This window comes from Streptomyces sp. (assembly GCF_031181555.1).
GTDB lineage: Bacteria > Actinomycetota > Actinomycetes > Streptomycetales > Streptomycetaceae > Streptomyces > Streptomyces fimbriatus.
Map to the genome: position 1 here is coordinate 1 of NZ_JAPSKQ010000053.1, position 18,681 is coordinate 18,681.

The following is an 18,681-nucleotide window of genomic DNA, read 5'->3' on the forward strand; positions in this document are numbered from 1 at the left end:
CTTCTCGTACCCGTTGTCCTTCTCGTACCCGTTGTCCTTCTCGTGCCCGTTGTCCTTCTCGTGCCCGTTGTCCTTCTCGTACCCGTTGTCCTTGCTGTCCTTCTCTTCCTTGTCGCCCTTGTCGTACTCCTCGCTGTAGGAAGACTTGTCGTGGTCCTCGTCACCGGTGTGGTAGGCGTAGGCCACGGGGGCGGCGACGGCGAGGGCCGCCGTGGCCGTCGCGGTGGCGAGCACCATGCGGGCAGAGCGCATCTGAGAGTCCTTCCCTCGGCAACCGGGCTGCTGACGCCTCGTCAGCACGGTGAACCCGGCCGCGTGTGATCCACAGTCGGCCATGCGGTCCGGCCCCACCATCCGAGAGGCTCACACGGGTTAATCCCGGCGCCCTTACGGAGCAGTCGACGGCCCCGCGGCGCCGCACCGGAGCCCGGAAAAGCCCGAAACCACCGCGCCACCGCCACCGTCTCTCTTGGCGGAGGAGCGAAGACGATCTTCGCCGGAAACGAGCTGCTGGAGGCATCCATGGCCATGGTCGGCCTGTTCTGGATCACCGAGGACGCCGTGCACCTGGGGGCCGAACCCCGTGGATCGGCCCCCCGGGGTCCGGCTCACCAAGGACGGCGTCGAAGCACTGGGGACCGGTCCCGGCGGCTTCTGGCCCTGGGACGGGATCATCGGGATCGACGTCGACGACGTCCCCGTTCGGTCCGCGGCGCGGCGGCTCGCCTCCATGGCGTTCGACTCAGTGGTCGTCGCGCTGACCGGAGACGGCGAACTGCCGCCCGGCTTCACCGTCCGCCTGACGACCGGGGACGGGATGGTGGAGGTGGGCGTCTTCGCGGCCGCCACCGGCGGGATCTACGAGGCGGCGGAGTACGAGCTGTCCACCGCGGTGCTGGGGCGTCTCACCGAGGGGGGCACCGGCCTCGACGACCTCCTGGCCTGGGGTCGCGACCACGCCGTCGCCGGCACTCCTGGCCGCAGGGAACGCGAGGCGCTGCTCCGGGGCTGGACCGGCGACCGGTACGCGCGCTGACGGCGGGCCCGTCACGGCGCCGGAGCCGCTCGCGGGTCCCGTCGGCGTCACTCGGGAGGGAGTACGGGGACCCGTGCGAACCGTCCCGGGGTCCACGCGGCCTTGCGCGTCGCGACCGTCGGCGCACTTGCCCTTGGCCCCTACACGCACCTAGCCTGACTTTGTGCCGCTGATAAACAAAACCCGATCGCACAGCGCCGTGCCGGGTACCGACCTCGCCCGACTCCGACTCGCCCTGACCCTCTTCTTCGCCCTCGACGGCTTCGTCTTCGCCGGCTGGGTGGTGCGCATCCCCGCCATCAAGGAACAGACCGGCGCCTCCGCCAGCGCCCTGGGCCTCGCCCTGCTCGGCGTCTCCGCCGGAGCCGTCGTCACCATGACGCTCACCGGCCGCCTGTGCCGCCGCTACGGCAGTCACCTGGTCACCGTCGTCTGCGCGGTCCTGCTCTCCCTCAGCATCGGGCTGCCCCCGCTGACCCACTCCGCCCTCGCCCTCGGCGCCGTGCTCCTGCTGTTCGGCGCGGCCTACGGCGGGATCAACGTCGCCTTCAACAGCGCCGCCGTCGATCTGGTGGCCGCGCTGCGGCGGCCGATCATGCCCAGTTTCCACGCCGCGTTCAGTCTGGGCGGCATGATCGGCGCGGGCCTGGGCGCCCTGGTCGCGGGTTCCCTCTCGCCCACCCGGCACCTGTGGGGGCTCGCCGCCGTCGGGCTGCTCGTGACGGCCGCGGCGGGGCGGATGCTCCTGCGGTGCGAGCCGCTGACCCCGGCGGACCGGGGCCGGCCCGGGCCGGCCGCCCCGCACCGGCCATCGGGCCGTACCCGCGGACTGGTGGTCGTCTTCGGGCTCATCGCGCTGTGCACCGCCTACGGTGAAGGAGCGCTGGCCGACTGGGGCGCGCTGCACCTCGAGCAGGACCTCGGCGCCTCACCGGGCGTCGCGGCCCTCGGGTACTCCTGCTTCGCGCTCGCGATGACGCTCGGACGGCTCACCGGCACGACCCTGCTCGAACGGCTGGGCCGGACCCGGACCGTGCTCGCGGGCGGCTCCACCGCGACGGCCGGGATGCTGCTCGGCGCACTCGCGCCCTCCCTGTGGGCCACCCTGCTCGGCTACGCGGTCACCGGCATCGGCCTCGCCAACCTCTTCCCCGTGGCCGTCGAACGGGCCGGCGCGCTCGCGGGTCCCAGCGGTGTCGCCACCGCCTCCACGCTGGGCTACGGCGGCATGCTCCTCGGCCCGCCCGCGATCGGGTTCATGGCGGACTGGTTCAGTCTGCCGGTCGCCCTGACCAGCGTGGCGGTGCTGGCCGCGGTGGCCACGGTCATCGGCTTCGCGACGCGCCGGGTGACCACGGGCTGAGGCAACGCGCCCTTCGAGCCGCCGGGGACGGCCGCCTCACGGATTCGCTCCGCGTGACCTCCACGCCTCCACGCCTTCACGGCCCTCGTGGCCCCGCGGTCGTTCGGCCGTTCGGCGCAGACCGCCGGATCGGCCGCCCTCTGTCGGGGTACCCGATCTTCCGCGCCCGTCGATCGCCCGTCGGCGGACGGCGCGCACACGACCGACCCCCGCGGAACAGGGAGAGACCGTGACCGAACAGCAGAACCCCGCCGAGCAGCACCCGACCCCCGACCTCCCCTCCCAGGACCAGCCGCATCCCGGCTGGACCGGTCCCATGGACCCGCCGCCGGACCACGGGGAGGACTCCTACCGGGGCAGCGGCCGGCTCGCGGACCGCAAGGCCGTGATCACCGGTGGGGACTCCGGGATCGGCCGGGCGGTCGCCCTGGCGTTCGCGCGTGAGGGGGCCGACGTGCTCTTCACCCACCTGGAGGACGAGAAGGACGATGCCGCCGAGACCGTGCGCTGGGTGGAGGAGGCCGGCCGGCGCGCCGTACCCGTCTCGTGCGACATCCGGGAGGAGGAGAACTGCCGGGCGCTGATCGACCGCGCCGTGTCGGAGTTCGGCCGGATCGACGTCCTGGTGAACAACGCGGCGTACCAGATGTCGCAGCCGGACGGCATCGAGGCGATCTCCACCGAGCAGTTCGACCGCGTGATGCGCACCAACCTGTACGGCATGTTCTGGCTGTGCAAGATGGCGCTGCCGCACATGCCGGAGGGCGGCAGCATCATCAACTCGACCTCCGTGCAGGCCTACAAGCCGAGCCCGCACCTGCTGGACTACGCGACGACCAAGGGGGCGATCGTCACCTTCACCCAGGGGCTGGCGCAGATGGTGATCGAGCGCGGCATCCGCGTCAACGCCGTGGCGCCGGGCCCGGTGTGGACGCCGCTGATCCCGGCGACGCTGCCGGACACGAAGGAGTTCGGCAAGCAGGCGCCCATCGGACGGCCGGCCCAGCCGGCCGAGATGGCCCCGGCGTACGTCTTCCTCGCCTCCCAGGAGGCGTCGTACATCACCGCGGAGATCGTCAACGCGACGGGCGGGACGCCCCTGCCGTAGGGGAACCGCGGAGAATCCGCGGAGCGGGCCGATCCGGGGTGCGTCCCGGCCGCGTACGGCAGACTCCTGTGCATGGACACTTCCTGGTTCCTGGAAATCCTGGACAAAGAGGGCCAGTTGCTGGCCACCGCGGCCGAGGAGGCGGGCGTGGACGCCGCGGTGCCGGCCTGCCCGGGCTGGCGGATACGCGACCTGCTGCGGCACACCGGCGTGGTCCACCGGTGGGCCGCCGGATTCGTCGCCGACCGGTGGACCGCACCCCGCCCGATGGACGAGCCGCCGGAGATCGACGGTGCGGACCTCGTGGACTGGTACCGCGACAGCCACCGGCGGCTCCTCGACGTCCTGACCGGCGCGGCACCCGACGTGGAGTGCTTCACCTTTCTGCCCGGCGCGCCTTCCGCGCTCGCCTTCTGGGCCCGCCGTCAGGCGCACGAGACGGCCGTGCACCGGTTCGACGCGGAGTCGGCACGCGGCGGTGCCTCCACGCCGGTCGCCACGGACTTCGCCGTGGACGGCATCGACGAACTGCTGCGCGGCTTCCACGCGCGCGGCAAGAGCCGGGTGCGCACCGAGGCGCCGCGCGTCCTGCGGGTGCGGGCCACCGACGCCGACGCGGTGTGGACCGTACGGCTGTCCCCGGAACCGCCGGTGGCCGTGCGGGACGGGCTCGGGGACGCCGAGTGCGAACTGGCCGGTCCGGCGGAGCGGTTGTACCTCGCGCTGTGGAACCGGCTGCCGGTGCCGGAGGTCTCGGGCGACCCGGCGCTCGCCGCGCTCTGGCGGGGCACGTCCGCCGTGACCTGACGCCCCGGCCGCTCAGCCGTCCGTGAGCATCCGGGCCAGCACCGCGCGCTGCACGGGCAGCACCTCGCCGTGCAGCGCGCGCCCCTTCGCCGTGAGGGACACCCGCACCCCCCGCCGGTCCTCCGGGCAGATCCCGCGCTCGACCAGCCCCTCCTTCTCCAGACGGGCGATCAGCCGGGACAGCGCGCTCTGGCTCAGGTGGACGCGCTCGGCGATCTCCTGGACGCGGTAGGAGCAGCCGCGGGCGGCGGAATGCGCGGCGAGTATGTCCATGACCTCGAAGTCGCTGGCGCACAACCCGTGTGGGTGCAGCGCGCGGTCGAGCTCGCACTGGGTCCGCGCATGCAGCGCGAGCATGTCCCGCCACCGTTCCCCGAGCGCCTGTTCGGCCTGCTCCGCCGCCATGGGCGCACCGTAGCAGGACCGCCGGTGCCTTGCCGCGGCCTGGCCTTCGGGGAATCATTGCCGGACGACCGCGGACGGGAGGCGCGTGTGACGGGTCACGGAGGACGGCGGTCCCAGGCCGAGCGGGACGCGATCACCGTCGAGATCGGGTACGCGCTGTGCAGCGCGGCCTTCGCGGCGGCGGTCGTCTTCGGGGCCGTGGCGGGACCGGCGCTGCTCTTCGCGCTGCCGGACACCCTGGAGACCGTGCTGCTCCGCACCGGGCTGGTGCTCGCACCGGTCCTGTTCGCCGTCCGTACGGTCGGCGTGCTGGTCCGCTTCAGGCGGCCGGCTCAGCCCAGCCAGCCCGGCCGTACCAATCCGGACTCGTAGGCGAGGACCACCAGTTGGGCCCGGTCGCGGGCACCCAGCGCGCGGCCAGTCGGCCGGACCGGGTGAGCATGAAGGGCCTTTCGACGAAGGGCATCGCGGACGGGGGACACCGTCCGCCCGGCCGCTGGAAGATCCGCTGGAACGCAGGGACCGGGATACGCTCGACGCGTGGGTGAGGGGGCCGACGGCATGGACGTGGGGGGCGAACGAGGAGGCGGCGGTCGGCGGGGCGCGCGGGCCGCGTGTGGAACTGCTGGGCCCGCTGCGGGCGTTGCGCGGCGGCACGGAGATTCCGCTCGGGCCGCCGAAGCAGCGCGTGGTAATGGCGGTTCTCCTGCTCCAGGAGGGCCGCCCGATCTCCTACGACGGTCTGGTGGAGGCCGTCTGGGGCGGGGCACCGCCGGCGCATGTGCGCAACCTGGTGCAGAAGTACGTCTCCGGGTTGCGCCGCGCGCTCGGGGACGGGCCGGAGCTGCGCTGGACCGGCGCCGGGTACCGGCTGACCGGTGTCCGCGCCGACGATCTGGCCGAGCGCCGACGGCTGGTCGACGAGGCGCTCGCCGCGCGACGCGCCGGTGAGGTGCGGCGTGCGGTCGAACTGGCCCGCCGTGCCGAGGAGCTGTGGCGGGGTGGGTTCGTCGAGGGGCTGCGGGCGCCGTACCTCGAGGCCGAGCGGCTGCGGTGGGCCGAGAAGCGGCTCACGGTCCTGGAGGGACGGCTGGAGGGCGAGATCGCCCTCGGCCGGTCTTCCGAGCACCTGCACGAACTCGTCCGGCTCGTGGCGGCGCACCCGCTGCGCGAACGCCTCGCGGAGCTGCTGATGCTGGCCCTGTGCCGCACCGGCCGTCCTGCGGACGCGCTCGCCGTGTACGAGGAGACGCGGCGGCGGCTCGCCGAGGCGATGGGCGCGGACCCGGGGCCCGGGCTGCGGTCGCTGCACGCCCGGGTGCTCCGTCAGGATCCGGCGCTGCTGCCCTCGCCGCCGGTTCCGGCGGCCTGAGGAGCCGGAGTCCGTCCGCCTCCGTCCTGCTGCGGCAGCTCCAGACCGACGGTGCGGGCGAGTTGGCCCGCCGCGTGCCGGAAGAACGTCTCGCGGTCCTCCACGACCCGGTTGAACTGCCCGAACAGCTCGAAGCCGACGAGCCCGAAGAGCTGTGCCCAGGCCGCCACCATGGCCGCCGCCGCCTCGGGCGGCAGGTCGGGCGCGAAGTCGGCGGCCATCCGCACGGCCTCGGGCCGCAGGTCGGCCGGCAGCGGGGGCCGGGCCAGTCCGCCGCCCCGGTGGGCGTCACGGAGGATGCCGATGAGGACGAGGGCGACACGGGAGGCGGGCGGGACGGTGCTCCGGGGCGCGGTGTAGCCGGGGACCGGCGAGCCGTAGATCAGCGCGTATTCGTGCGGATGCCGGAGGGCCCAGCCGCGCACGCCCTCGCACACCGCCGTCCAGCGCCGGGCGGGCCCGGCGCCGGCGGCCGCCTCGTGGGCCGCCTCGGCTGCCTCGCCGAGGGAGTCGTAGGCGTCGATGATGAGGGCGGTCAGCAGGTCGTCGCGGCTGGGGAAGTAGCGGTACAGGGCGGAGGAGGCCATGCCGAGCTCGCGGGCCACGGCCCGCAGGGAGAGCCTGGCGGCGCCCTCCGCCGCGAGCTGTCTGCGGGCCTCCTCCTTGATGGCCGCCGTGACCTCGATCCTGGCCCGGGCACGGGCGCCGTGTGCGGTGCTCATGGGGATCAGTGTCCCACGGAAGCAGAGCACCGCACACAAAGGAGAGCACTGGATCGAAAAGAGAGCAGTGCTCTTGCTTTGGGTCGCCGATCCGGGCAGACTGGCACTCATCGACGAGAGCACCGCTCACACAGGAGAGCACCGCTCACGAAAGCGATCGCGCCCACGGGGGTCCGCACATGTCCACGCACGTCAAGAAGCCCGGCTGGTTCACCGTCAACGTCCTCAACCGCCTCGTCGCGTGGCTGACCCGCCGCGGACTCAGCGTCCGGGGGTCGCGGGTGCTCGCCGTGCGCGGCCGCAAGAGCGGGCAGTGGCGGACGACCCCGGTCAACCTCCTCACCGTGCACGGCGAGCAGTACCTCGTCGCGCCGCGCGGCCACGTCCAGTGGACCCGCAACATGCGCGTGGCCGGCGGCGGCGAACTGCACCTGGGCGGGAACGTGGAGGTCTTCACCGCCGCCGAGGTGGCCGACGACGACAAGCCGCCGCTGCTGCGCGCCTACCTCGAGCGGTGGAAGGCGGAGGTCGGGGTCTTCTTCGACGGAGTCGGCCCCGACTCCTCCGACGACGAACTGCGCCGCATCACCCCCGACCACCCGGTCTTCCGGATCACGGTCAGGAGCTGACCTCGTCACCGGCGGGGCGCCGGTCCAGTGCCAGCAGCGCGCGGTGGGCCATCGGGTGGGTGCGGACCAGCTCGCCGAGCGTCGTCGAGCCCTGAGTGATGTCCTTGAACGCCTTCCAGGCTGGGCGGAAACCGGTGAGGACCGCGTGGAACACCCCGGGGCGCCGCTCGAACGCCGCGAGCATCCGCTTGCCGACACTCATCTCCACGCCGAGGCCCGCCTTGACGGCGAAGGCGTAGTTCAGCGCCTGCCGGCGCGTGTCCACGGCGTCGTGCGCCTCGGCGATCCGTACCGCCCACTCCCCCGCCAGCCGGCCCGAGCGCAGCGCGAAGGAGATGCCCTCGCGGGTCCACGGCTCCAGCAGCCCGGCCGCGTCCCCGCACACCAGCACCCGCCCGCGCGACAGCGGCGAGTCGTCGGCGCGGCAGCGGGTCAGGTGGCCGGAGGAGATGCTCGGTTCGAATCCGGCGAGGCCGAGCCGCCCGATGAAGTCCTCCAAGTACCGCTTGGTCGCGGCGCCTTCCCCGCGCCGCGAGATCACGCCGACGGTCAGCGTGTCGCCCTTGGGGAACACCCAGCCGTAACTGCCGGGCATGGGGCCCCAGTCGATGAGCACCCGGCCCTTCCAGTCCTCGGCGACGGTCTCCGGCACCGGGATCTCCGCCTCGAGGCCCAGATCGACCTGGTCGACCTTGACCCCGACGTGTGCTCCTATCCGGCCCGCGCTGCCGTCCGCGCCGACGACGGCCCGCGCGAGCACCGTCTCGCCGCCCTGCAGCACGAGGGCGACCGTGCGCCGGTCCGGTACGGCCGAGCCGTGCTGCTCGACCCGCTGCACGGTGACGCCGGTGCGCAGCTCGGCGCCCGCCTTCTGCGCGTGCTCCACCAGCTGCTGGTCGAACTCGGGCCGGTTGATCAGCCCGAACAGCATCTGCCGGGAGCGGCGGGTGCGGCTGAAGCGGCCGTTGTGGGAGAACGTCACCGCGTGCACCCGGTCCTTCAACGGAAGCTCGAAGCCGGGCGGGAGCGCGTCGCGCGAGGGACCGATGATGCCGCCGCCACAGGTTTTGTAGCGCGGCAGCTCCGCCTTCTCCAGCAACAGCACACGCCGCCCCGCGACCGCCGCCGCGTAGGCGGCCGAGGCCCCCGCGGGTCCCGCGCCCACCACGACGACGTCCCACACCTGCCGCACGTCGTCCGCCGAAGAATTCTCGCTGCTCACGATGGTCTACTGCTCCCGATCAGCCGCCTGCCTCCCCCAAGCTCCCGGCGTCGCCCGAGCAGGGGGTACCCCATCTGTCCCTCGCATCCTACGGCGGCGATCACCGCAGGCCGCTGTGGGAGGATCGGCCGCGTGAGTGCCCCCGTACAACGGGCCCTCGCACACGCCGCACGATCCTCGCGTACACAGGGGTACGCGAGGAGTACAACGTCGCACCCACAAGGAGCGTGCCCATGTCGTCGCATCCGGTCGCCCTCACCGTCGCCTCGCTGATGCCCCGGGCGAAGGAGGAGCTCGCCGAACTGGTGGCCTTCAAGTCGGTGGCGGACTTCGACCAGTTCCCGCGCGAGGAGAGCGAGGGCGCCGCGCGCTGGATCGCGGACGCGCTCACCGCCGAGGGCTTCCAGGACGTGGCCCTGCTCGACACCCCGGACGGCACCCAGTCGGTGTACGGCTACCTGCCCGGCCCCGAGGGCGCGAAGACCGTGCTCCTGTACGCGCACTACGACGTGCAGCCGCCGCTGGACGAGGCCGCCTGGACCACCCCGCCCTTCGAACTGACCGAGCGGGACGGCCGCTGGTACGGGCGCGGGGCCGCCGACTGCAAGGGCGGCGTGGTCATGCACCTGCTGGCGCTGCGCGCGCTGAAGGCCAACGGCGGCATCCCCGTGCACGTCAAGGTCATCGTCGAGGGCTCGGAGGAGCAGGGCACCGGCGGCCTGGAGCGGTACGCCGAGGACCACCCCGAGCTGCTGGAGGCCGACACCGTCGTCATCGGCGACGCGGGCAACTTCCGCGCCGGTCTGCCGACGGTCACCTCCATCCTGCGCGGTATGACGCTCGTCCGGGTGCGGATCGACACCCTGGAGGGCAACCTGCACTCCGGCCAGTTCGGTGGTGCCGCGCCCGACGCGCTGGCCGCGCTCGTCCGCGTCCTGGACTCGCTGCGCGCCGAGGACGGCACCACGACCGTCGACGGGCTGACCGGCGACGCCTCCTGGGACGGACTGCAGTACGACGACGAGCAGTTCCGCAAGGACGCGAAGGTGCTCGACGGCGTGGAGCTGATCGGCTCCGGCACGGTCGCCGACCGCATCTGGGCGCGCCCGGCGGTCACCGTGCTCGGCATCGACTGCCCGTCGGTGGCCAATGCCACGCCGTCCGTCCAGGCGAGTGCCCGCGCGCTGATCAGCCTGCGGGTGCCGCCGGGGACGGACGCGGCCGAGGCGACCAAGCTGCTGCAGGCGCACCTGGAGACGCACACGCCCTGGGGCGCGCGGGTGAGCACCGAACAGGTCGGTCAGGGGCAGGCGTTCCGCGCGGACACCACCAGCCCGGCCTACCGGGCGATGGCCGACGCGATGGCGGTGGCGTACCCGGGCCAGGAGATGCAGTACGCCGGCCAGGGCGGCTCCATCCCGCTGTGCAACACCCTCGCCTCCCTCTACCCGCGGGCGGAGATCCTGCTCATCGGTCTGAGCGAGCCGGAGGCCCGGATCCACGCGGCGAACGAGAGCGTGTCCCCCGACGAACTGGAGCGGCTGTCGGTCGCGGAGGCGCTGTTCCTGCGCAACTACGCGTCCGGCGCGAGCTGAGCGCGGCGGTCCGCCGCTCTGCCCCTGGCAGAACCCCCGCCCCGGGCGGGGGCCCGGTCCTACGGTCGTCCCATGGACGTCATCGAGCTCCTCCCCCGCCTCCACCTCCTGCGCTTCCCGGTCGGCCAGGCCTACCTGTGGCGCGACGGCCCGGCCGGCGGCGCCGCGCTGACGCTGGTCGACGCCGGCCCGGCGGGTTCGGGCGCGCCGATCGCCGAGGCGCTGACCGCGCTGGGCCGGCACCCGCGGGACGTACGCCGGATCGTCCTCACCCACTTCCACGAGGACCACGCGGGCGGCGCGGCCGAGGTGGCGGCGCTCACCGGTGCCGACGTACTGGCCCACCGGCTGGACGCGCCGCACGTGCGCGGCGAAGTCCCCGGCCCGTCGCCGGTGTTCGAGGACTGGGAGCGTCCCCTGCACGAGCAGGCGGTGCGGCTCCTGCCCCCGCCGGAATTCGAACGCCCTGCCCGGGTCACGGAGTTGTCCGACGGTGACGTCCTCGACCTGGGCGGCGGGGCGCACGTCGTGCACGTGCCGGGGCACACGCACGGCAGCATCGCGCTCCATCTGCCCCGGCACGGCGTGCTGTTCACCGGGGACACGGTCGCCGCCTCGCCCGTGGACGGCACCGTGATGCCGGGCGTGTTCAACCTCGACCGGCACCAGGTGCTCGCCGCCTGCCACCGGCTGGCCGCTCTCGACGCGGAGGTGGCCTGCTTCGGCCACGGCGCTCCGGTGCTCGCCCGGGCGGCGCGGGCGCTGCGCGCGGCGGCGACCGCGGCGGAGGCGGACGACGCGGGGGTGGACGCCGCGGACACGGATGGGGCGGACACGGGCGATGCGGCGGCGGACGTGGCGGAGACGGGCCGCTGACCGACGGTCGCAGGCCCGGCGCGGCCTGCGAGGTCCGTGGCCCGGCGCGGCCTGCGGGACCGGCCGGGGCCCCGCGCTCATCCGACCGGCACCCCGGCCTCCAGATACATCGCCTTTCCGCGTTCCCGCGCCCGCAGCGCCCGGCGCAGCCGCTGGTAGCGGACCGGCGGCAGCAGCTCGGCGGCCTCCGCCTCGGAGACGAAGCGCCAGTCGCGCAGTTCGGGTCCGGGCAGCAGCAGCCGTCCGGCGTCCGCGGAGTCGAGACGGCCGCCGTCGAAGAGCAGACGCAGGCCGCCGAATCCCGGCGGCGCGGGCGGCTCCCAGTCGACGACGAGCAGCGCCGGTACGTCGTCGAGGCGGATCCCGGTCTCCTCGGCGACCTCGCGCATGCCCGCGCGTGCGGGTGCCTCCCCGCGTTCCACGACCCCGCCCGGGAACTCCCAGCCCGCCTTGTAGGTCGGGTCGACGAGCAGCACCCGGTCCTGCTCGTCGAACAGGAGGACCCCGGCGGCGACGGTCTCGGCGGTGGGCTCGGGCGTCTGCACGATGTCGCAGGCGGGCACCGCCCCGCTGCCGACCGCCTCGGCGATCCGCAGGGCGGTGTCGTACGGGGTCAGGGCACCGGTGTCGATCGGGTAGGCGTCGGCGGTGAGCCAGGAGGCGAGGGCGGACTTGTACGGCTCGATGTGATCGTAGGACCACTGCCGGACGCGCAGCTCGCCGTCGGGCAGGTCCCGCGGGACGTCACGGCCGGCTATGCGCTCCCGCAGGATCGTTTCCGCCGGGGCGAGGAGGACGTGCCGGACCGGGATCCGGCGGGCGGCGAGGCCGCCGAAGATCTCGTCGCGGTACTCCTGGCGCAGCAGGGTCATGGGGACCACGAGGGTCCCGCCGAGCTCGGCGAGCATCGCTGCCGCCGTGTCGATCACGAGTCGTCGCCAGATCGGGAGGTCCTGGAAGTCACCGACCTCGGCGAGGTGTTTGGGCGGCAGCAGACGGCCCAGCGCTCCGCCGATGACCTCGGGGTCGAAGAGCGTGCTGTTCGGGATCAGCTCGATCAGTTCGCGTGCGGTGGTGGTCTTCCCCGCACCGAACGCGCCGTTGATCCAGACGATCACGGTTCCCCCTCTTCTGTTGGCCCCCTGTGGCTTGCCCGCTCCACCCTGCCACGGAAACCAGATCCAGTTGAGAACGCATGACAACGGCGCCGGCCCCCCTGGCCGAGGGGCACCGGCGCCGTGCGGTCCTGCCGTGGGGGCCCGTCAGCCCTTGTCCTCCTGGGCCCCGTCCAGGCCCAGGACGTCGTCGGCGTCGACGGCCTGGTCGAGGGTGCTGAGGGCATCGTCGGCGCCGAGGCCGCCGAGGCTTCCACCGAGCGCGTGCGAGGGGGTGACCGCCGCGACGACGAAGCCGGTGGCGAGGGAGGCGATGGCGAGCATGCTGCGCTTCTTCATGACGGGCTCAACTGCCGGAACGGCCCCGGGGTCACGCACGGGTTCACGCGGTCGTGCCGGGGACCGTGTCCGGCTCCGCCCCGGCGGGCCGCCCGGGCGGGCCCGGACGTTCCCGCACCCGGGCGCGGCCCCCGTGCGACGCCCGCGCCCGGCGGCCCGCGTTCAGACGCCCAGGGCCGCCGTGTCCGTCCGGTCGGCCAAGGCTGCCGCCGCGGCGCCCACGAGACCGGCGTCGGTGCCCATCCGCGCCGGAGTCACCGCGAGGCGCTGGACGAAGGACAGGGTGGCGTACTCGGCAAGGGCCTTGCGCAGGGGGGCGAAGAGGACCTCGCCGGCCTTGCCCACTCCCCCGCCGATCACGGCGATGTCGATCTCGACCAGGGTCGCGGTGGCCGCGATGCCGGCGGCCAGCGCCCGGGCGGCCCGTTCGAAGGAGGCGACGGCCACCGGATCCCCGGCCCGGGCGGCCGCGGCCACCGCGGCGGCGGAGGCGTCGCCGTCCGGGCCGGGACGCCAGCCGTCGGCCAGGGCGCGGCGGGCGATGCTCGGACCGCTCGCGATGCGCTCCACGCAGCCGCGCGAGCCGCACGGACACAGGTCGCCGTCCAGGTCGACGCTGATGTGGCCGATGTGGCCCGCGTTGCCGGTCGGTCCGGGGTGCAGCCGGCCGCCCAGCACCAGACCGCCGCCGACCCCGGTCGACACGACCATGCACAGCGCGTTGTCGTGGCCGCGGGCGGCGCCCTGCCAGTGTTCGGCCGCCGTGATCGCCACACCGTCGCCGATCAGCTCCACGGGCAGGCCCCCGGCCGCGTCCCGGACCCGGGCGACGAGCGGGTAGTCGCGCCAGCCGGGCACGTTCACCGGGCTCACCGTGCCCGCGGAGGCGTCCACGGGGCCGGCGCTGCCGATGCCCAGGGCACGGGCGCTGCGCCACAGCGGGGACGCGTGGAGCTCGCCGAGCACGGCCTCGACCGCCCGCATCACGGTCTCCCCGTCCTCCTGCGCGGGCGTCGGCCGCTGGGCGCGGACCAGGATCCGGCCCCGGCCGTCCACCAGCGCGCCGGCGATCTTGGTGCCGCCGATGTCGAGCGCAGCCACGAGGTCGGTGTGCATCAGTGTCGGATCTCCCCGTCAACCATCAGAAAACGCCCGGAAGGACCATGTGGCCAGGAGGCGGCACATGGGGCAGACAACATCCCCGGTCGCGCGGTGACGCGCGGGCCGGAGGGTGCGGTGGACAGTGTCCCCCGAGCCTGACAACGTTGTCCAGGCTCTATGCTCGACGCCACATCCTCATACACCCCACGGCCCCACGCACCCCCGTGGACGACAGGACAGGACACCGCACCGTGCCGGAGACGCCCCGCCGCACCGACCGCCTCCCAGGGACCCGTTACGGCAGCCGTCCGACGATGAAGGACGTGGCCGCCCGCGCCGGGGTCGGACTCAAGACGGTCTCCCGGGTGGTCAACGGCGAACCCGGGGTCACGGCGGAGACGGAGCGTCGCGTCCAGGAGGCCATCGAGGCGCTCGGCTTCCGCCGCAACGACAGCGCGCGGGTGCTGCGCAAGGGCCGCACCGCCAGCATCGGACTGGTCCTCGAGGACCTGGCGGACCCGTTCTACGGGCCGCTGAGCCGGGCGGTCGAGGAGGTTGCCCGCGCGCACGGCGCCCTGCTGATCAACGGCTCCAGCGCGGAGGACGCCGACCGTGAGCAGGAGCTGGTGCTGGCGCTGTGCGCCCGCCGGGTGGACGGGCTGGTGGTGATCCCCGCCGGCGACGACCACCGGTATCTGGAACCGGAGCTGAAGGCGGGCGTCGCCACCGTGTTCGTGGACCGGCCGGCCGGGAAGATCGACGCGGACGTCGTCGTGTCGGACAACTACGGCGGTGCCCGCGACGGCGTGGCGCACCTGATCGCGCACGGGCACCGCAGAATCGGCTTCATCGGCGACATGCCCCGCATCCACACCGCGGCCGAGCGGCTGCGCGGCTACCGGACCGCCATGGCGGACGCGGGCATACCGGTGGCGGACTCCTGGATGTCGCTGGGCGTCACCGACCCCGAGCGGGTGCGCCGGGCGGCCGAGGGGATGCTCTCCGGCCCGGACCCGGTCACCGCGATCTTCACGGGCAACAACCGGGTGACGGTCACCGTGATCCGGGTGCTGGCCGAGCACGCGCGCCGGGTCGCGCTCGTCGGCTTCGACGACATCGAGCTCGCCGATCTGCTCCAGCCGGGTGTCACGGTCGTCGCCCAGGACGCGGCTGCCCTCGGCCGGACCGCCGCCGAGCGCCTCTTCCGCCAGCTGGACGGCACCCTGCTCCGTCCCGAGCGCATCGAGCTGCCGACCCGGCTGATCACGCGCGGCTCCGGCGAACTGCCCCCGGCGGACTGAGCCGCCGGCGCCGACGGCAGCGCCGCGATCCGGGGACGGCCGGCAGCCCGCCTGTTCCGTGCGCCGCCCGCACTCCGCCGACGACGCCGCCGTCCCGTTCCCGTGGCCGCCGGCCGTGGCGCCGTACCACCCGAAGGGCGCGCACGACAGGAACGGGATCCGCGCCGTTCGCGGCGGGCCCGCCGCGCAGAGGCCCGGCGGACCCCCGGCCGCGGGCCCCGCCGTCACGGCCGGCCGGCCTCGCTCGCGAGGGGCGCCTTCGCGACCTCGGGACGATCGGGGTTCTCGCGGTTCTCGGGCTCCCAGCGCAGCAGGTCGCCCGGCTGGCACTCGAGCACCTCGCAGAGCGCGGCGAGCGTCGTGAACCGTACCGCCTTGGCGCGGCCGTTCTTGAGGACCGCCAGGTTGGCGGGCGTGATCCCGACACGTTCGGCGAGCTCACCCACGGACATCTTCCGCCTGGCCAGCATCACATCGATGTCGACGGCGATCGGCATCAGATCACCTCGGCCAGCTCGGCCCGCATCCGCGACGCCTCGACGTCGCGCGCGACGGCCTGGGCGAGCAGCATCCGCAGCACGAGCACGATGAGCGCGACGCCCAGGACCGCCAGGCCGACCCCGCCCACCAGGAGCACGACGCCCGGGGCCACGGCCTCGCCCGGCGCCAGGAGTACCCCGAGCGTGAACACCAGGAGCGCGGCGGCCACGAACGCGCCGATCACGATGTGCACGTACCGGAAGGCGGCGTGGGAGAAGACGGTTCCGCGTCGCACCATCGTCACCAGCCGCCAGACGCAGACCAGGACGACCTGGACCGTCACCACTCCGAGCACCACGACGGCCAGGAGCGGGGTGCGCAGGTACGCGTAGTCCGCGTCCAGCCCCTCCAGGTCGCTCGCCAGCAGCGGCACCATCACCGCCTGCACGAACACCGAGCCCGCCAACAGCGTCACGAGCACGGCGCGCAGCGCGAGCACGGTCAGTTGTCCCATCGCCCCTCCTCTGATCGAGTCACGATGGAAACCTATCGAGATTCGATAGGTGAGGCAAGCGGACGACCCCGGTCCGCGACCACGTACCCGCCGCGGACCGGGGCCGCCGGGCCGGCTACCGCACCGAGGCCGTGAGGTCGCCCCGCCGGGGCGCCGCGAAACCCTCGAGGTCGGCGCGGGTCAGACCGGTCAGCCGTGCCACCTCGGCGATGTCGAGGGCGCCACAGTCCAGGCCGCGCAGCAGGTACCCGGCGAGGGCCTTGGCGGTGGCGGGCTCGTCCATGATGTCGCCGCCGGCCCGGCCGGCGTACCGGGCGAGGCGGGCGGCGGCCTGCTCGAAGCCCTCGCGGTAGAAGGCGAAGACGGCCGCGTAGCGGGTGGGGAGGTGGCCGGGGTGCATGTCCCAGCCCTGGTAGTAGGCGCGGGCGAGGGCGCGGCGGGTGAGGCCGTAGTGCAGCCGCCAGGCGTCGTGGACCTTCTCGGTGGGGCCGACGGGCAGGACGTTGGTGGAGCCGTCGGAGACCCGCACCCCGGTGCCCGCCGCCGCGACCTGCATGACGGCCTTGGCGTGGTCGGCGGCCGGATGGTCACTGGCCTGGTGGGCGGCGGAGACGCCGAGGCAGGCGCTGTAGTCGAAGGTGCCGTAGTGCAGACCGGTGGCCCGGCCCTCGGCGGCCTGGATCATGCGGGCGACGGTGGCGGTGCCGTCGGCGGCGAGGATGGACTGGCTGGTCTCGATCTGGATCTCGAAACCGATCCGGCCCGGCTCGAGGCCGCGCGCCTTCTCGAAGGCCTCGAGGAGGCGGACCATGGCGGTGACCTGCTCGGGACAGGTGACCTTGGGCAGGGTCAGGACCAGTCCGTCCGGCAGGCCGCCCGCCTCCATCAGACCGGTGAGGAAGATGTCCAGGGTGCGGATGCCCCGGTCCCGGACGGCGGCCTCCATGCACTTCATGCGGATGCCCATGTACGGGGCGGCCGTGCCGTTGCCGTACGCCTCGGCGATCAGGCGTGCCGCGCGGGCGGCGGTCTCGTCCTCCTCGGTGTCGGGCCGGTTGCCGTAGCCGTCCTCGAAGTCGACGCGCAGATCCTCGACCGGTTCGCGCTCCAGCTTGGCGCGGACGCGGGCGTACACGTCCTCGGCCAGCCGGCCCTCCAGGCCGAGGACGGCGGCGAACGAGGCGGCGTCCGGGGCGTGTTCGTCGAGTGCGGCGAGCGCCTGGTCCCCCCAGGAACGGAGCGTGCGGGCGGTGAAGGCGTCACCGGGGACGTAGACGGTGTGGACGGGCTGGCGGGTGCCGGGGTCTCCGGGGTAGCGGCGCTCCAGTTCGGTGTCGACGGACGCGAGGGAGGCGCTGATCTCCTCGCTGACGGCGCCCGCGAGACTCGTCGCCACCCGCTCCTGCTGACCCTGCCCCATTCCACACACTCCCAACTTCCGTCATACGGAATCAATAATCCGTAGAATGAAGTTATCGGGCGGCTTCCCACCGGTCAACACCCGTCTTGCGTCCCGGTCCACCCGCCGCCCTTCCGCTCACCAGTACAGCACCGCCTCCCGGGCCCGCCCCGGCGGAGGAACACCCGGGCGCGAGCGGGCGGGCGTCACCGGCACCCGGACGGGCCGAGGCCCCCGCGACCGGCGTGGTCGCGGGGGCCTCGTGGAGCCGGGGGCCGATCAGCCCTTGCGGGTCTTGATCTCCTCGGTCAGCTGCGGGACGACGTCGAACAGGTCGCCGACGATGCCGTAGTCGACCAGCTCGAAGATCGGGGCCTCGGCGTCCTTGTTGACGGCCACGATGGTCTTCGAGGTCTGCATGCCCGCGCGGTGCTGGATCGCGCCGGAGATGCCCGCGGCGATGTAGAGCTGCGGCGAGACCGACTTGCCGGTCTGGCCGACCTGGTTGGTGTGCGGGTACCAGCCGGCGTCGACGGCGGCACGCGAGGCACCGACGGCCGCGCCGAGCTGGTCGGCGAGCGCCTCGATGATCGCGAAGTTCTCCGCGCCGTTCACACCGCGGCCGCCGGAGACCACGATCGCGGCCTCGGTCAGCTCGGGGCGGCCGGTCGACTCACGCGGCGTACGGCCGGTGACCCTGGTGCCGGTCGCCTTGTCGGAGAAGGTCACCGAGAGGGCCTCGACCGCACCGGCGGCCGGCGCCGGCTCCACGGCCGCGCTGTTGGGCTTGACCGTGATGACCGGGGTGCCCTTGGAGACGCGGGACTTGGTGGTGTAGGACGCGGCGAACACCGACTGGGTGGCCACCGGGCCCTCGTCGCCGGCCTCCAGGTCGACGGCGTCGGTGATGATGCCGGAGCCGATGCGCAGCGCCAGGCGGGCGGCGACCTCCTTGCCCTCGGCGGAGGACGGCACCAGCACGGCGGCCGGGGAGACGGCCTCGACCGCGGCCTGCAGGGCGTCCACCTTCGGCACGACCAGGTACTCGGCGTACTCGGCGGCCTCGTGGGTGAGGACCTTCACCGCGCCGTGCTCGGCCAGCGCGGCGGCGGTGTCCGCGGCGCCGCCTCCCAGCGCGACGGCGACCGGCTCACCGATGCGGCGGGCCAGCGTCAGCAGCTCCAGGGTGGGCTTGCGGACGGCACCGTCCACGTGGTCGACGTAGACGAGAACTTCAGCCATGGGACTTCTTCTCTCCTGCTTGCGAAGTTAGAGGGGCGGGAAGCGAGTCGAGCCT

20 protein-coding genes and 1 pseudogene are annotated in these 18,681 nt (G+C 73.7%); 10 read left to right on the plus strand and 11 right to left on the minus strand.

The window, feature by feature from the left end; all coding sequences use genetic code 11:
* Positions 1-252, minus strand: a pseudogene (locus RIM90_RS13720) (DNA primase); the annotation flags it as partial.
* Positions 253-583: 331 nt separating this feature from the next.
* Between RIM90_RS13720 and RIM90_RS13725 the strand changes: the two are divergent.
* The 4 genes from RIM90_RS13725 to RIM90_RS13740 all read left to right on the plus strand — a co-directional run bounded on the left by RIM90_RS13725 (position 584) and on the right by RIM90_RS13740 (position 4,314).
* Positions 584-1,036, plus strand: coding sequence for a hypothetical protein (locus tag RIM90_RS13725; protein ID WP_309060955.1), 453 nt, complete (start codon positions 584-586; stop codon positions 1,034-1,036).
* A 199-nt stretch (positions 1,037-1,235) separates the two neighbouring features.
* Entirely contained in the window at positions 1,236-2,399 is a 1,164-nt protein-coding gene (locus tag RIM90_RS13730) for an MFS transporter (RefSeq protein ID WP_309060956.1), read from the plus strand.
* A gap of 229 nt (positions 2,400-2,628) precedes the next feature.
* Positions 2,629-3,507: an SDR family oxidoreductase gene (locus RIM90_RS13735; RefSeq protein ID WP_309060957.1), complete on the plus strand. Its 879-nt coding sequence runs from the start codon at positions 2,629-2,631 to the stop codon at positions 3,505-3,507.
* A 72-nt stretch (positions 3,508-3,579) separates the two neighbouring features.
* Positions 3,580-4,314, plus strand: coding sequence for a maleylpyruvate isomerase family mycothiol-dependent enzyme (locus RIM90_RS13740; protein ID WP_309060958.1), 735 nt, complete (start codon positions 3,580-3,582; stop codon positions 4,312-4,314).
* A gap of 12 nt (positions 4,315-4,326) precedes the next feature.
* Here RIM90_RS13740 and RIM90_RS13745 read toward each other — a convergent pair whose 3' ends face one another.
* Positions 4,327-4,719, minus strand: coding sequence for a MarR family transcriptional regulator (locus RIM90_RS13745; RefSeq protein WP_309060959.1), 393 nt, complete (start codon positions 4,717-4,719; stop codon positions 4,327-4,329).
* Positions 4,720-4,806: 87 nt separating this feature from the next.
* On the opposite strand from RIM90_RS13745, the gene RIM90_RS13750 reads away from it, so the two are divergent.
* Together RIM90_RS13750 and RIM90_RS13755 are read left to right on the plus strand one after the other, a co-directional pair.
* The gene (locus RIM90_RS13750) at positions 4,807-5,091 is read left to right on the plus strand and encodes a DUF6332 family protein (protein ID WP_309060960.1); all 285 of its coding nucleotides are present in this window, start codon (positions 4,807-4,809) and stop codon (positions 5,089-5,091) included.
* A gap of 172 nt (positions 5,092-5,263) precedes the next feature.
* Positions 5,264-6,091, plus strand: coding sequence for an AfsR/SARP family transcriptional regulator (locus RIM90_RS13755; RefSeq protein WP_309060961.1), 828 nt, complete (start codon positions 5,264-5,266; stop codon positions 6,089-6,091).
* Here RIM90_RS13755 and RIM90_RS13760 read toward each other — a convergent pair.
* Entirely contained in the window at positions 6,046-6,813 is a 768-nt protein-coding gene (locus RIM90_RS13760) for a TetR/AcrR family transcriptional regulator (RefSeq protein ID WP_309060962.1), read from the minus strand. The two genes, RIM90_RS13755 and RIM90_RS13760, sit on opposite strands and share 46 nt — an antisense overlap.
* Before the next feature lie 179 nt (positions 6,814-6,992).
* On the opposite strand from RIM90_RS13760, the gene RIM90_RS13765 reads away from it, so the two are divergent.
* A complete protein-coding gene (locus tag RIM90_RS13765; RefSeq protein ID WP_309060963.1) occupies positions 6,993-7,442 on the plus strand; it encodes a nitroreductase family deazaflavin-dependent oxidoreductase in 450 nt (149 codons plus the stop codon).
* Here the strand turns inward: RIM90_RS13765 and RIM90_RS13770 are convergent.
* Positions 7,432-8,664: a geranylgeranyl reductase family protein gene (locus RIM90_RS13770; protein ID WP_309060964.1), complete on the minus strand. Its 1,233-nt coding sequence runs from the start codon at positions 8,662-8,664 to the stop codon at positions 7,432-7,434. The genes RIM90_RS13765 and RIM90_RS13770 overlap by 11 nt on opposite strands.
* Positions 8,665-8,897: 233 nt before the next feature.
* On the opposite strand from RIM90_RS13770, the gene RIM90_RS13775 reads away from it, so the two are divergent.
* Both RIM90_RS13775 and RIM90_RS13780 read left to right on the plus strand, forming a co-directional pair.
* Positions 8,898-10,259: a dipeptidase gene (locus RIM90_RS13775; RefSeq protein WP_309060965.1), complete on the plus strand. Its 1,362-nt coding sequence runs from the start codon at positions 8,898-8,900 to the stop codon at positions 10,257-10,259.
* A gap of 72 nt (positions 10,260-10,331) precedes the next feature.
* Positions 10,332-11,135 (plus strand): MBL fold metallo-hydrolase, encoded by an 804-nt coding sequence (locus tag RIM90_RS13780; protein ID WP_309060966.1) that lies wholly within the window; start codon positions 10,332-10,334, stop codon positions 11,133-11,135.
* Positions 11,136-11,212: 77 nt separating this feature from the next.
* On the opposite strand, the gene RIM90_RS13785 is transcribed toward RIM90_RS13780, so the two are convergent.
* The 3 genes from RIM90_RS13785 to RIM90_RS13795 all read right to left on the minus strand — a co-directional run bounded on the left by RIM90_RS13785 (position 11,213) and on the right by RIM90_RS13795 (position 13,705).
* A complete protein-coding gene (locus RIM90_RS13785; RefSeq protein ID WP_309060967.1) occupies positions 11,213-12,253 on the minus strand; it encodes an NUDIX domain-containing protein in 1,041 nt (346 codons plus the stop codon).
* A gap of 144 nt (positions 12,254-12,397) precedes the next feature.
* Positions 12,398-12,589: a hypothetical protein gene (locus RIM90_RS13790; RefSeq protein ID WP_309060968.1), complete on the minus strand. Its 192-nt coding sequence runs from the start codon at positions 12,587-12,589 to the stop codon at positions 12,398-12,400.
* Positions 12,590-12,751: 162 nt separating this feature from the next.
* Positions 12,752-13,705: an ROK family protein gene (locus RIM90_RS13795; RefSeq protein ID WP_309060969.1), complete on the minus strand. Its 954-nt coding sequence runs from the start codon at positions 13,703-13,705 to the stop codon at positions 12,752-12,754.
* Between the two features lie 209 nt (positions 13,706-13,914).
* Here RIM90_RS13795 and RIM90_RS13800 point away from each other — a divergent pair, with 209 nt between their 5' ends.
* Positions 13,915-14,991 carry a LacI family DNA-binding transcriptional regulator gene (locus tag RIM90_RS13800; RefSeq protein WP_309060970.1) on the plus strand — a complete coding sequence of 359 codons (1,077 nt, stop codon included), beginning with the start codon at positions 13,915-13,917 and terminating at the stop codon, positions 14,989-14,991.
* A 224-nt stretch (positions 14,992-15,215) separates the two neighbouring features.
* Here the strand turns inward: RIM90_RS13800 and RIM90_RS13805 are convergent, their stop codons facing one another.
* From RIM90_RS13805 to RIM90_RS13820, 4 genes are all read right to left on the minus strand, one after another.
* Positions 15,216-15,488, minus strand: a complete 273-nt coding sequence (locus RIM90_RS13805) for a helix-turn-helix transcriptional regulator (protein ID WP_309060971.1) — start codon at positions 15,486-15,488, stop codon at positions 15,216-15,218.
* Complete coding sequence (locus tag RIM90_RS13810) at positions 15,488-15,985, minus strand: DUF2975 domain-containing protein (RefSeq protein WP_309060972.1); 498 nt, start codon at positions 15,983-15,985, stop codon at positions 15,488-15,490. Before RIM90_RS13810 ends, RIM90_RS13805 begins: the two co-directional genes overlap by 1 nt.
* Before the next feature lie 115 nt (positions 15,986-16,100).
* Positions 16,101-17,405: a DUF6986 family protein gene (locus RIM90_RS13815; RefSeq protein WP_309060973.1), complete on the minus strand. Its 1,305-nt coding sequence runs from the start codon at positions 17,403-17,405 to the stop codon at positions 16,101-16,103.
* Positions 17,406-17,663: 258 nt separating this feature from the next.
* On the minus strand, positions 17,664-18,626 hold the full coding sequence (locus RIM90_RS13820) for an electron transfer flavoprotein subunit alpha/FixB family protein (RefSeq protein ID WP_309060974.1): 963 nt from the start codon (positions 18,624-18,626) through the stop codon (positions 17,664-17,666).
* Positions 18,627-18,681 lie beyond the last annotated feature (55 nt).